Raw genomic sequence first — 13,380 nt, 5'->3', positions numbered from 1 at the left:
CCAGCCTGATCCATTCCGGAGCCCTCCATGGCCGCCTCTGCCCCGCGTACCGCCATGCCGCCTTTCCGCGCACCCTTCGCCGAGGATGATGGTGCCATCGCCGGCCGGCTGCTTGCCGCCGCGCGCCGCGACCCCGCGGCCAAGGCGCGGATCGACGCGCGTGCGACCGGGCTGATCGAGGCGATCCGCACCCGCAAGGTCGGGCTCGGCGGCATCGAGGAATTGCTGCGCGAGTATTCGCTCTCCACCAAGGAGGGCCTCGCGCTGATGGTGCTGGCGGAGGCGCTGCTGCGCGTGCCGGACGCCGCCACCGCCGACCGGCTGATCGAGGACAAGCTCGGCCAGGGCGATTTCGCCCATCACGAATCGAAGTCAGACGCCTTCCTGGTCTCCGCTTCGGCCTGGGCGCTCGGAATCACCGCCCGCGTCATCCAGCCGGGCGAGACGCCGACGGGCATCGTCAGCAGCCTCGCCAAGCGCCTGGGCGTACCGACCGTGCGTACCGCAACCCGCCAGGCGATGCGCGTCATGGGCAACCATTTCGTGCTCGGCCAGACGATCGAGGAGGCGCTGAAGCGCGCCCGCTCCGGCACCGGCAAACTCTACCGCTATTCCTTCGATATGCTCGGCGAGGGCGCGCGCACTCAGGCCGATGCCGACCGCTATTTCGCCTCCTACGCTGCCGCGATCGACGCCATCGGCCGCTCGGCCGGCAACGACAAGCTGCCCAATCGCCCCGGCATCTCGGTCAAGCTCTCGGCGCTGCATCCGCGCTATGACGCCACCAACCACGAGCGCGTGCTTTCCGAGCTCGTGCCGAAGGTCGTCGACCTCGCCCGCCAGGCCAAGGGCTATGACCTCAACTTCACCATCGATGCCGAGGAGGCCGACCGGCTCGAACTCTCGCTCGATGTCATCGACGCGATCTTCGCCGATCCGTCGCTCGATGGCTGGGACGGTTTCGGCCTCGCCATCCAGGCCTACCAGAAGCGCGCCTCGGCCGTGATCGACCATATCGGCCGGCTGGCGGAGACCTATAACCGGCGCATGATGGTGCGGCTGGTCAAGGGCGCCTATTGGGACACCGAGCTGAAGCGCGCCCAGGAGCGCGGCCTGGCCGACTACCCCGTCTTCACCCGCAAGGCGATGACGGACCTGAACTACGAGGCCTGCGCCGCGCAGCTCCTGAAGCTCAGGCCCCGCATCATCCCGCAATTCGCCACGCATAACGCGCTCACCGTCGCGGCCGTCGCGGAGATGGCTGGAGATGCCGAGGGCTTCGAGTTTCAGCGCCTCCACGGCATGGGCGAAGCGCTCTACGAGAAGCTGCTGCGCGAGAACGAGGGCTATGCCTGCCGCACCTATGCGCCGGTCGGCGGGCATCAGGATTTGCTCGCCTATCTCGTCCGCCGCCTGCTCGAGAATGGCGCCAACTCCTCCTTCGTCAGCGCCTCCGGCGACCCCGACGTTCCGGTCTCGCAGCTCCTGCTACCGCCGGCCGATATCATCGGCACGCCGGGTGCCGCGCGTCACCGCCGCATCCCGCTTCCGGCCGATCTCTATGGCCCGTCGCGCAAGAACTCGGCCGGCACCGAGCTCGGCCATGAGGCCAGCCTCGACGCGCTGGTGAAGGAGATCGCGGCCGCGAAGAGCTTCCCGGACGCCGCGCCGATCATCGACGGCAAGCCGCAACCGGGCGCGACCCGCGACGTGCGCTCGCCGATCGACAACAAGCCGATCGGCAAGGTCACCGAAGCCGACGCGGCGACGGCCGAGCGCGCCCTGCTGGCCGCGAAGGCCGGCTTCCGCGCCTGGAGCGAGACGCCCGCCCGCATCCGTGCCGCCGCCCTGCGCAAGGCCGCCGACATCATGGAGGCCCGCCGCGGCCTGCTGATCGCGCTGCTGCAGTGCGAGGCCGGCAAGACCATCGACGACGCCATTTCCGAGGTGCGCGAGACCGTCGATTTCTGCCGCTACTATGCCGCGCAGGCCGAGGAGCAGTTCGCCACCCCGACGATGCTGCCCGGCCCGACCGGCGAGGAGAACCGGCTGATCCTGCGCGGACGCGGCGCCTTCGTCTGCATCGCGCCCTGGAACTTCCCGCTTGCGATCTTCACCGGCCAGGTCGTCGCCGCGCTCGTTGCCGGCAACAGCGTCGTGGCCAAGCCGGCGCCGCAGACGCCGATCATCGCGACCGTCGCGGTGAAGATCCTGTACGAGGCCGGCGTTCCGGTCAGCGCGCTGCATCTCGTGCCGGGCGGCACGGAGGCCGGTGCGGCGCTGGTCGCGCATAAGGATGTCGCCGGCGTCGCCTTCACCGGCTCGACCGCCACTGCGCGGGGCATCAACCGGGCGCTCGCTGCCAAAGACGGCCCGATCGTGCCGCTGATCGCCGAGACCGGCGGCCTCAACGCCATGATCGTCGACGCCACCGCCCTGCCCGAGCAGGTCAGCGACGACGTCGTGATGTCGGCCTTCCGCTCGGCCGGCCAGCGCTGCTCCGCGCTGCGCCTGCTCGTGGTGCAGGACGATGTCGCCGACAAGATGATCGAGATGATCGAGGGCGCCACCAAGGAGCTCAAACTCGGCGATCCCCGCAAGCTCGACATCCATATCGGCCCGGTGATCGATGCCGCCGCCAAGCAGCGCCTCGACGCCCATGTCGCCGCGATGCGCCAGCAGGGCCGCGTCGCCTGGTCCGGGCAGGCGCCCGATCTCGGCGGCACCTTCATCGCGCCGCATGTCATCAAGCTCGACCGCGTAAGCGACCTCACCGCCGAGCATTTCGGCCCGATCCTGCATGTCGTGCGCTGGAAGGCGGGCGAGCTCGACAAGGTGATCGACGAGATCGACGCCACCGGTTACGGGCTGACGCTCGGCGTCCACTCGCGCATCGAGACGACGGTCGAGCGCGTGGCGGAGCGCCTCTCGACCGGCAACATCTATGTGAACCGCAACATCATCGGCGCGGTGGTCGGCGTGCAGCCCTTCGGCGGCCACGGGCTGTCGGGCACCGGCCCCAAGGCCGGCGGCCCGCACTACCTCGCCCGCTTCGCCACGGAGCAGACGGTGACGATCAACACCGCGGCGGCCGGCGGCAATGCCAGCCTGATCGCGATGGGCGAGTGAAGCGAGGGGCCATTCGGCCCCTCCTGAGCATTTTCTCCACGCGAACCGGTGTCGACTTCGCTCGAAAATGCTCTGCTTCACGCCGCGCGGTAGCGCGACAGCCAGTGGGCGTAAGGCGCCGGCAGGGTCTTCCAGGCGGCGTCCTCGACGCCCAGGGCCTTTGCCGCCGCGTAGGGCCAGTGCGGGTCGGCCAGCAACGGCCGGCCCAGCGTTACGAGATCGACCTTGCCCTCGCGCACCAGCGCATCGGCCTGCTCGGGCTGGCTGATGTACCAGCTCGTCGAGGCCGGCAGGCCGGCCTCGCGGCGCACCCGCTCGGCCACCGGCGCCAGGAAGGCCGGCCCCCACGGAATCTTCGCCTCGTTGGTGGAGAAGCCGACGCTGACATCGATGAAGTCCAGCCCCTCGGCCTTCAGGCGCTTCACCAGCTCGATCGCCTCAGCCAGCGTCTCCTCGTCCTGGCCGTCATATTCGATCACGCCGAGCCGGGCGGACAGCGGGCGATCCTCAGGCCAGACCTTGCGCACGGCGGCCAGTGTCTCGATGAGGAAGCGGCTGCGGTTCTCGAAGCTGCCGCCATAGGCGTCGTCGCGCCGGTTGGCGTGGCGCGACAGGAAGCTCTGCGCGAGATAGCCATGGGCGAAATGCAGCTTCAGCCACTCGATGCCGATGTCACGGGCGCGCTCGGCGGCCGCAACGAAATCGGCACGAACGCGCGCGATATCGGCCTGCGTCATTGCTCGCGGCACGCGCGAGAGACCGCCGCCCTGGGCGATCGCCGACGGCGCGATCGTCTCCCAGCCGCGCGGGTCGTCCGCCGGGATATGGTCGTCGCCTTCCCAGGGGCGGTTGGCGCTGGCCTTGCGGCCGGCATGGCCGATCTGAATGCCGGTGACGGCGCCGGCCTTGCGCATCTCGGCGACAATCGGCGCCAGCGCCTCGGCCTGGCCGTCGTTCCACAGGCCGAGGCAGGCCGGCGTGATCCGGCCCTCCGGCGAGACGCCGGTCGCTTCGATGACTACGAGGCCGGCACCGCCACGCGCCAGACCGGCGAGATGGGCGCGGTGCCATTCATTGGCGACGCCCTCATCCGCCGAATACTGGCACATCGGCGAGGTCACGATGCGGTTGCGAAGTGTGACGTTCTTCAGGCTGAAGGGGTCGAACAGACCGGGCATTGAGCGGCTCCGAACTATAGGGAACTGGGACGGGATTTGATTGTTCGATAGTTCGATATTTTTCGAACTTTGGCAACATCAAAACCCTGTGATAGGCTGCTCATCATGCGACATGCCCGCCTGCCCGCTTCGGAAGAGATCGCGCTCGAGGACGTCTTTCACGCACTGAGCGACCCGTTTCGCCTGGAAATCGTGCGTCGGCTAGCGGTCGAGGGCGAGGCGAGCTGCCAGGCGCTCGAAGGCGACCGGCCGAAGTCCAGCGTCTCCCATCATTTCCGCGTCCTGCGCGAAGCCGGGTTGATCCGGACCCGCAACGAGGGCGTGACCCGGATGAACGCGCTGCGCCGGGAGGACATCGAACGCCGCTTTCCCGGGCTGCTCTCCTGCGTGCTCGCCAAAGGCGAGGACTGAGCTTTCTTTGCCGGCTGACAGCCGCCGATTCGCGTAACGCCGTTTTCGGCCAGCCGGCTGGTTTCGCGACATGCTGCTGCGTCCTATGCTCTGACGATGAGTCTCCCCTACCGCCCCAATGTCGGGATAGCCCTGTTCAACGCCGAAGGGCTGGTCTTCGCCGGCCATTCGCATAGTGCCGGGCCGGAGGTCGTGCTCCCCGGCTTCGACTGGCAAATGCCGCAGGGCGGCATCGACCCGGATGAGGACATCGTCGCCGCCGCCCGCCGTGAGCTGGACGAGGAGACCGGCGTCACGCAGGCCGAACTGCTTGCGGTAACCGACGAGTGGTGGAGCTACGATTTCCCGCCCTATGACGGACCGCCGCACAAGCTGACCGCCTTCCGGGGCCAGCGCCAGCGCTGGGTCGCCTTCCGCTTCACCGGGCGCGAAGACGAGATCGATATCGGCAAGCCGAACGGCGACGAGCCGCCCGAGTTCAGCGAATGGCGCTGGCGACCACTGAACCAGATGCCGGAGATCGTCGTTCCCTTCAAACGACCGGTCTACGCGCGCGTGGCTGCGGCTTTCGCGGCCTTCGCGTTGCCTGTCATGGCAGAGGGAGCAGCCGGATGAGCATCGTCGAGCTCGATCATTGCGTGATCCATGTCTCCGACTGGGAGCGCTCGAACGCCTTCTACCACGACGTCATCGGGGCCGAGATCTTGCCCAACGGGGAAGGCTTCGTCTACCGCATCGGGCGGGCGCAGCTGAACTGCCATGGGCCAGGTCTCGATCCGACACCGGTGGCGCGCCTGCCGGTGCCGCCGGGTGGCAGCGATCTCTGCTTCGTCTGGCCGGGACCGATCGCAGAGGCTATCAGCCATCTCGAACGGCAGAAGGTCGCGATCGAGCTGGGGCCGGTGCAGCGTTTCGGCCGGAGCGGCCATGGCACCAGCGTCTATTTCCGCGATCCCGACGGATCGCTGCTGGAGTTCATCAGCTACGCATGAAAAAGGGCCGCTCTCGCGGCCCTTCGAAACTCCAGCCCCTGACGGCGCGTCACGCCGCCTTGCGCTGCTCGAAGACGTGCTTGAACTCGTGCAATTGCACCAGCATCTCACGCAGGCGGCGCTCCTCGACCTCGCTCGGCGCCGCGGCAAGGCGGGTCTCGGCCGAGAGGATCGCCGCCTCGAGGACCTCGTTATTGACGTCCTCGAGGAAATTCGCACGTTCGGCCAGGATCGTGACAGAGGTCTGGTTGACCTCGACGAGGCCGCCTCCGACGAAGAATTCCTTGCCATTATCCGCGCTGGTCTGGGCCAGCACGATGCCCGGCTTAAGCCCGGCGACGGTCGGAACGTGACCGGCAAGCACGGTCATCTCGCCCTCGACCGAGGGGATGATGACGCTGATGACCTCGCCCGAGAACAGGATGCGCTCCGGCGAGACGAGTTCGAAATTGAAGGTGGCCATCGCCCTTACTTTCCTCCGACGTCATCCCGGCCGCAGCGAAGCGGAGAGCCGGGATCCATGCCAGAACCTCTAACGTCCATGCTCAGGCATGGATCCCGGGCCGGCTGGTGGCCGCCCGGGATGACCCGCTGAGGCGGTGAGTTACGCGGCCTCGGCGGCCAGGCGCTGCGCCTTCTCGACGGCTTCCTCGATCGAGCCGACCATGTAGAAGGCCGCTTCCGGCAGGTGATCGTACTTGCCCTCGACCAGGCCCTTGAAGCCCTTGATCGTGTCTTCGAGCGAGACGAGCTTGCCGGGCGAGCCGGTGAAGACTTCAGCGACGTGGAAGGGCTGCGACAGGAAGCGCTCGATCTTACGGGCGCGCGCCACCGTCATCTTGTCGTCTTCCGAGAGCTCGTCCATGCCCAGGATCGCGATGATGTCCTGCAGCGCCTTGTAGCGCTGGAGCACCTGCTGCACCTGACGGGCAACGCCGTAGTGCTCCTCGCCGACGATGTCGGCCGAGAGCATGCGCGAGGTCGAGTCGAGCGGGTCGACCGCCGGGTAGATGCCCTTTTCCGCGATCGAGCGCGAGAGCACGGTCGTGGCGTCCAAGTGGGCGAAGGAGGTCGCGGGCGCCGGGTCGGTCAGGTCGTCCGCCGGCACGTAGATCGCCTGCACCGAGGTGATCGAGCCCTTGTTGGTGGTGGTGATGCGCTCCTGCAGGTTACCCATGTCGGTGGCGAGCGTCGGCTGATAGCCCACCGCCGAGGGGATGCGGCCGAGCAGCGCGGACACTTCCGAGCCGGCCTGCGTGAAGCGGAAGATGTTGTCGACGAAGAACAGCACGTCCTGACCCTTGTCGCGGAAGTCCTCGGCGACGGTCAGGCCGGCGAGAGCGACGCGCATGCGGGCACCCGGGGGCTCGTTCATCTGGCCGTACACCAGCGCGCACTTGGAACCAGCGGTCGAGCCACCGTTTTCCTTCGGGTCCTTGTTGACGTTGGACTCGATCATCTCGTGATAGAGGTCGTTGCCTTCGCGGGTGCGCTCGCCGACGCCGGCGAACACGGAGTAGCCGCCGTGGGCCTTCGCGACGTTGTTGATCAGCTCCATGATCAGCACGGTCTTGCCGACGCCGGCGCCGCCGAACAGGCCGATCTTGCCGCCCTTGGCATAGGGAGCCAGCAGGTCGACGACCTTGATGCCGGTGACGAGGATCTGCGCCTCGGTCGCCTGCTCGGCATAGGACGGAGCGGGCTGATGGATGCCGCGGGTATGGCTGGTCAGGATCGGACCGGCTTCGTCCACCGGCTCGCCGATGACGTTCATGATGCGGCCGAGGCACTCGTCGCCGACCGGGACGGCGATCGGGCCGCCGGTGTCGGTGACCGACTGGCCGCGGACGAGACCCTCGGTCGAGTCCATCGCGATGGTGCGGACCGTGTTCTCGCCGAGGTGCTGCGCGACTTCGAGAACGAGGCGATTGCCGAGGTTGTCGGTCTCCAGAGCGTTCAGGATCTCCGGCAGGGCGCCGTCGAACTGCACGTCGACGACCGCACCGATGACCTGGACAACGCGGCCGGTGCCGGTGTTGGCGGGCTTCTCGTCGGCGGTCTTCTTGGTGGTCTTGGTAGCGGCTTTGGCCATGGCGGAACCTCGGGACTAGCGCATTCGGATGTTTCGGCAGCCGGCGGAGAGCACCGCCGGCAAGAGTCTAGGCGGTTAGAGCGCTTCCGCGCCGGAGATGATCTCGATCAGTTCCTTCGTGATCATCGCCTGGCGCGAGCGGTTGTAGAGCTGCGTCTGCTTCTTGATCATCTCGCCGGCGTTGCGCGTGGCGGAATCCATCGCCGACATGCGCGCGCCCTGTTCGGAAGCGGCATTCTCGAGCAGCCCGCGCAGGATCTGGACGACCAGATTGCGCGGCAGCAGCGCCTCGAGAATCTCGCCCTCGTCCGGCTCGTAGTCGTAGACGGCGTCGGTCTGCTTCGTCCCTTCCGGGATCTCGGCCGGGATGATGCGCTGCGCCGTCGGGATCTGGGCGATCACCGAGCGGAACTTCGAGAAGAACAGCGTCGCGACGTCGAACTCGCCCTCGTTGAAGCGGGCCAGAACGTTCTGGGCGATCGCCTCGGCGTTGACGAAGCCGACCTGCTTGAACTCACGCAGATCGATGAACTCGATGATCTCGCTGGCGAACTGACGACGCAGAATGTCGTAGCCCTTCTTGCCGACGCAGATGATCTTGACCGTCTTGCCCTCGGCCTTGAGCGCATTCGCCTTGTCGCGGGCGAGGCGCGCGATCGAGGAATTGAAGGCGCCGCACAGGCCGCGCTCGGCGGTCAAGACCAGCAGCAGATGCACCTTGTCCGAGCCCGTGCCCGCGATCAGGCGCGGCGCGCTCGACCCGGTCACGCCGGAAGCGAGGTTCGCCAGCACCGTCTCCATGCGCTCGGCATAGGGGCGCGCGGCCTCGGCGGCAGTCTGCGCGCGGCGCAGCTTGGCTGCCGCGACCATCTGCATGGCCTTGGTGATCTTCTGCGTCGCCTTCACGGAGGCGATGCGATTACGTAGGTCCTTAAGGGACGGCATCCGGTCTCTATCCCCTACCCGTCAGCCGCAAACGGCGACGAAGCAATCCAGAGAGGCGGCGCGGCGGAGCCTCGTCGGCTCGCCGCGCCCGCGGTCACGATCAGGCGAAGGACTTCGCGAAGTTCGTCACGATGTCCTTGAGCTTGGCGGCGTTGGCGTCCGACAAGTCCTTGCTCGTACCGACCTCGTTGAGGAAATCAGCATGCTTCGAGCGAACCAGCGACAGCAGGCCGTCCTCGAAGGCGCGAACCTTGTTGACCGGCAGCGCGTCGAGATAGCCGTTCACGCCGGCATAGATCACGACGACCTGCTCTTCCATCTTCAGCGGCGAGAACTGCGGCTGCTTCAGGAGTTCGGTCAGGCGGGCGCCGCGGTTGAGCAGGCGCTGCGTGACCGCGTCGAGGTCCGAACCGAACTGGGCGAACGCGGCCATCTCGCGATACTGGGCGAGCTCGCCCTTGATCTTGCCGGCGACCTTCTTGGTCGCCTTGGTCTGCGCTGAGGAGCCGACGCGCGACACCGAGAGACCGACGTTCACGGCCGGGCGGATGCCCTGGTAGAAGAGGTCCGTCTCGAGGAAGATCTGGCCGTCGGTGATCGAGATCACGTTGGTCGGGATGTAGGCCGAGACGTCGTTCGCCTGGGTCTCGATGACCGGCAGCGCCGTCAGCGAGCCGAGGCCGGCGGCCTCGCCCATCTTCGCCGCGCGCTCGAGCAGGCGGGAGTGGAGATAGAACACGTCGCCCGGATAGGCCTCGCGGCCCGGCGGGCGGCGCAGCAGCAGCGACATCTGGCGGTAGGCGACGGCCTGCTTGGAGAGGTCGTCATAGATGATGACGGCGTGCATGCCGTTGTCGCGGAAGAACTCGCCCATGGCGCAGCCGGCGAAGGGCGCCAGGAACTGCATCGGGGCGGCGTCCGAGGCGGTGGCCGCCACGACGATCGAGTACTCCAGCGCGCCGCGCTCTTCGAGCACCTTCACGAACTGGGCGACGGTCGAGCGCTTCTGGCCGACGGCGACGTAGACGCAATAGAGCTTCTGGCTCTCCGGGGCGCCTTCGACGTTCAGCGACTTCTGGTTCAGGATCGTGTCGAGCGCGACGGCGGTCTTGCCGGTCTGGCGGTCGCCGATGATGAGCTCGCGCTGGCCGCGGCCGATCGGGATCAGGGCGTCGATCGCCTTGAGGCCGGTCGCCATCGGCTCGTGCACCGACTTGCGCGGGATGATGCCGGGCGCCTTGACGTCGACGCGGGCGCGGGTCTTGGCCTTGATCGGGCCCTTGCCGTCGATCGGGTTGCCGAGCGCGTCGACGACGCGGCCGAGCAGCTCCTTGCCGACGGGAACGTCGACGATGGCGCCGGTGCGCTTGACGGTCTGGCCTTCCTTGATCTCGCGGTCGGAACCGAAGATCACGACGCCGACATTGTCGCTCTCGAGGTTGAGCGCCATGCCGCGCACACCGGACTCGAACTCGACCATCTCACCGGCCTGGACCTTGTCGAGGCCGTAGACGCGGGCGATGCCGTCACCGACGGAGAGAACCTGGCCGACTTCGGTGACCGAAGCTTCCGACCCGAAATTGGAGATCTGGGCCTTCAGGATGGCGGAGATTTCAGCGGGGCGGATGTCCATCAGCCGACCTCTTTCATAGCAAGACGAATTGAATTGAGCTTGGTTTTCAGCGAGGCGTCGACCATCCGCGAGGCCATCTTGACGATGAGCCCGCCGATCAGCGTCGGATCGACCTTGATCGAAACGTCGACATCCTTGCCGGCGACGCCCTTCAGCGCCGCGCGGATTTCGTCGACGCGCTTGGCCGTGGGCTGCTCGGCGACCGTCACCTCAGCGGAGACGATGCCCTTGGCCTCGGCGACCAGGCGCTTGTAACCGGTGATCATGCCAGGCAGCGCGAAGAGACGGCGCTTGCTGGCGACCAGACCGATGAAATTGGCGGCGATGCCGGTGATGCCGGCCTTCTCGAGCACGGCCTTGATCGCCGCGACCTGCTCCTCGGCAGTGAAAGCCGGGCTCTCGATCAGGCGCGTGAGATCGGCGCTCTCGGCGAGCAGGCCGTTGAAGGCGTCCAGAGCGGCGGCGACGGTGTCGATCGCGCCCGTCTCCTCAGCCAACTCGAACAGAGCGGTGGCATAGCGCTGAGCTACGCCCGACACCAATGTCCCCTGCGATCCGCCTTCAGCCACGCTTCCCGTCTCTCGTTTCAAGGGACCACACCGGCGACCTTCCGGAGAAGGTGGAGTGCATGGTCCCGACGCTGCGAGTATCAAAGGCCCGAAGTCGGCAAGACGACTTCGCGACCGAAATGTGGCGGTGCACTAGCATGCGGTTCCGGGCCACGCAATCGCTAGTTCGCCATCATAAGCGGCGATTTCGCCACGGCTTTCAGCAATTCAAAGGAAGCTCTGTGGATCGACGTCGACCGCGACCCTGACCGAGCCCTTGGTCCGCGGCGCCCGTTTCAGCCAGCCGCGCAGGTAATCCTGCAGATTGACCTCGCGGGCCGTCTTGACGATCAGACGCATGCGATGACGCCCCCGCAACACCGCAAGCGGCGCTTCCGCCGGTCCCAGCACCATGATTCCGTCGCCAGCGTCAGCGCAGCGCGCCAGGGCGCGGGCATGGTTTTCGGCCTCTCCTTGCGTGTTCGCCGAGACGATCAGCGCCGCCAGACGGCCGAAGGGCGGCAGGCCCGCCGCCTCCCGCGACGCCTCCTCTGCGGCATAAAACCGCTCCGGGTCGCCCGAGATCAGCGCCTTGAGCACGGGATGCTCCGGGTCATGCGTCTGAAGCAGGGCGCGGCCCGGCTTCTCGCCCCGCCCTGCGCGACCCGTGACCTGCCGCAGCGCCTGGAAGGTCCGTTCGGCTGCGCGCGGATCGCCGGAGGTGAGGCCGAGATCGGCATCGATCACCCCGACCAGCGTCATGCCGGGGAAATTATGGCCCTTGGCCACGAGCTGCGTGCCGATGACGATGTCGAACGCGCCTTCGGCCACTGCCATCAGCTCCTGCTTCAGCCGCTCGGTGCCGCCCGGAAAATCGCTGGAGAGCACGATCGAACGTGCCTGTGGAAAAAGCGCCGCAACCTCCTCCGCCAGCCGTTCGACGCCCGGCCCGCAGGCGACGAGGCTCTCGGGCTTGTGGCAGGCGGGGCATTCATGCGGCCGACGCTCGACATGGCCGCAATGGTGGCAGACCAGCGCCCGCCGGAAGCGATGATCGACCAGCCAGGCCGAGCAGTTCGGACATTGGAAGCGGTGCCCGCAATCACGGCAGAGCGTCAGCGGCGCATAGCCGCGCCGGTTGAGGAAGAGCAGTGACTGCTCCTTCGCCTCGAGATTGGCTTCGACCGCCTTGATCAGCGCGCCGGAAAGCCAGCGCCCCCGTTCCGGCTTGTCGCGGCGCAGATCGACAAGGCCGAGTTGCGGCAATTCACGCCCGCCAAAGCGTTCGGGCAGCTTGAGATGCGTATACCGACCGCGCTCGGCATTGACGCGGGTTTCGAGGGAGGGTGTCGCCGAGGCCAGCACGACAGGTGCGTTCTCGATCCTGCCCCGCACCACCGCCATGTCGCGGGCATGGTAGGAGACGCCGTCCTCCTGCTTGTAGGCGCTCTCGTGCTCCTCATCGACGACGATGAGGCCGAGATCGCTGTAGGGCAGGAACAGGGCCGAGCGGGCGCCGGCCACCACCCTCGCCTCGCCCCCCGCGATCGCCGCCTGCAGCCGCTCGCGCCGCCGCCCGCTTACCGCCGAATGCCAGAGCCCCGGCTTGACGCCGAAGCGCGCCTCGAAGCGGTCGATGAACTGCGCGGTGAGTGCGATCTCCGGCATCAGGATCAGGCTCTGCCGGCCCTGCCGGATCGCCTCGGCCACCGCCTCGAAATAGACCTCGGTCTTGCCCGAGCCAGTGACTCCCTCCAGCAGCGAGACACCGAAGCTCTTCGCCTGCACGGACGCCACGAGCGCCTGCGCAACCTCCGCCTGCCCCTCGGACAATTCCGGCACGGCGTGTTCGGGATCGGGCAAGGCCGCGATCGCCTCGCGCGGCAGCGGCTCGACCACGAAGGTGCCGGCATCGACGAGGGAATCGATCACGGCAGCGCTGACCGAGGCGGCCTCGGCCAGCGCCGATTTCGCGATCAGCAATCCGCCCTCGGCCGCCGCGATGGCCCGCGCCCGCGCGGGGGTCATCCGTCCCGGCGGCGGCCCGGCGAGCCTGACGCCAAGCTTGGGGCGCTCCGGCGTATCGTCAGGCTGGCGGCGCAACGCCAGCGCCAGCACCGAGCCCTTCGGCGCGAGCGTGTACCAGGCGACCCAGTCGACGAGCTTGCGCAGCGCCGGGTCGAGCGGCGGCATGTCGTATTTGCCGGTGACCTTCTTGAGATTGCCGCCGCGTCCCGAGCCGACGTCCCAAACCACGCCGACCGTCTCGCGCGGGCCGAGCGGCACCTGCACGACATCGCCCGGCTTCAGCGAGAGCCCGGCCGGCACGGCATAGCTGTAGGCCTGGTCGAGCCCGAGCGGGATCAGCACGTCGACCGTGCCGCCTTCCAACATGTCCGCCGTCTCGTCCATGGCGCCAGTGTCTAGCATCGATTCGGCTGCTGTTAAGGCA

At 67.6% G+C, this 13,380-nt stretch carries 11 protein-coding genes; 4 read left to right on the top strand and 7 right to left on the bottom strand.

Annotated features, from left to right (window positions below; all coding sequences use genetic code 11):
• The first annotated feature begins 27 nt into the window (after positions 1–27).
• Positions 28–3,129, top strand: a complete 3,102-nt coding sequence (gene putA / locus AC1DIN_RS18800; RefSeq protein ID WP_476810891.1) for a bifunctional proline dehydrogenase/L-glutamate gamma-semialdehyde dehydrogenase PutA — start codon at positions 28–30, stop codon at positions 3,127–3,129.
• 77 nt (positions 3,130–3,206) lie between these two features.
• Here the strand turns inward: putA and AC1DIN_RS18795 are convergent, their stop codons facing one another.
• Complete coding sequence (locus tag AC1DIN_RS18795; RefSeq protein ID WP_476810890.1) at positions 3,207–4,307, bottom strand: NADH:flavin oxidoreductase/NADH oxidase; 1,101 nt, start codon at positions 4,305–4,307, stop codon at positions 3,207–3,209.
• 105 nt (positions 4,308–4,412) lie between these two features.
• Between AC1DIN_RS18795 and AC1DIN_RS18790 the strand changes: the two genes are divergently transcribed.
• The 3 genes from AC1DIN_RS18790 to AC1DIN_RS18780 all read left to right on the top strand — a co-directional run bounded on the left by AC1DIN_RS18790 (position 4,413) and on the right by AC1DIN_RS18780 (position 5,710).
• Positions 4,413–4,718: an ArsR/SmtB family transcription factor gene (locus AC1DIN_RS18790; protein ID WP_441472356.1), complete on the top strand. Its 306-nt coding sequence runs from the start codon at positions 4,413–4,415 to the stop codon at positions 4,716–4,718.
• Between the two features lie 96 nt (positions 4,719–4,814).
• The gene (locus AC1DIN_RS18785) at positions 4,815–5,333 is read left to right on the top strand and encodes an RNA pyrophosphohydrolase (protein ID WP_476810889.1); all 519 of its coding nucleotides are present in this window, start codon (positions 4,815–4,817) and stop codon (positions 5,331–5,333) included.
• Positions 5,330–5,710: a VOC family protein gene (locus AC1DIN_RS18780; RefSeq protein ID WP_476810888.1), complete on the top strand. Its 381-nt coding sequence runs from the start codon at positions 5,330–5,332 to the stop codon at positions 5,708–5,710. Before AC1DIN_RS18785 ends, AC1DIN_RS18780 begins: the two co-directional genes overlap by 4 nt.
• Before the next feature lie 49 nt (positions 5,711–5,759).
• Here AC1DIN_RS18780 and AC1DIN_RS18775 read toward each other — a convergent pair whose 3' ends face one another.
• The 6 genes from AC1DIN_RS18775 to AC1DIN_RS18750 all read right to left on the bottom strand — a co-directional run bounded on the left by AC1DIN_RS18775 (position 5,760) and on the right by AC1DIN_RS18750 (position 13,358).
• The gene (locus AC1DIN_RS18775; RefSeq protein ID WP_441472353.1) at positions 5,760–6,173 is read right to left on the bottom strand and encodes a F0F1 ATP synthase subunit epsilon; all 414 of its coding nucleotides are present in this window, start codon (positions 6,171–6,173) and stop codon (positions 5,760–5,762) included.
• Positions 6,174–6,314: 141 nt separating this feature from the next.
• Positions 6,315–7,802: a F0F1 ATP synthase subunit beta gene (atpD, locus tag AC1DIN_RS18770; RefSeq protein ID WP_441472352.1), complete on the bottom strand. Its 1,488-nt coding sequence runs from the start codon at positions 7,800–7,802 to the stop codon at positions 6,315–6,317.
• A gap of 75 nt (positions 7,803–7,877) precedes the next feature.
• A complete protein-coding gene (locus AC1DIN_RS18765) occupies positions 7,878–8,747 on the bottom strand; it encodes a F0F1 ATP synthase subunit gamma (protein WP_441472351.1) in 870 nt (289 codons plus the stop codon).
• Between the two features lie 100 nt (positions 8,748–8,847).
• Complete coding sequence (atpA, locus tag AC1DIN_RS18760; RefSeq protein WP_441472350.1) at positions 8,848–10,380, bottom strand: F0F1 ATP synthase subunit alpha; 1,533 nt, start codon at positions 10,378–10,380, stop codon at positions 8,848–8,850.
• Positions 10,380–10,949, bottom strand: coding sequence for a F0F1 ATP synthase subunit delta (locus AC1DIN_RS18755; RefSeq protein WP_441472349.1), 570 nt, complete (start codon positions 10,947–10,949; stop codon positions 10,380–10,382). The genes atpA and AC1DIN_RS18755 overlap by 1 nt, the downstream gene beginning before the upstream one ends.
• 207 nt (positions 10,950–11,156) lie before the next feature.
• Positions 11,157–13,358, bottom strand: a complete 2,202-nt coding sequence (locus AC1DIN_RS18750) for a primosomal protein N' (protein ID WP_476810887.1) — start codon at positions 13,356–13,358, stop codon at positions 11,157–11,159.
• Positions 13,359–13,380: the final 22 nt, after the last annotated feature.

The organism is Allobosea sp. 05T438 (assembly GCF_056396025.1).
Note: the sequence above shows the minus strand (reverse complement) of the source record. Positions and strands in the feature narration are given on the sequence as shown.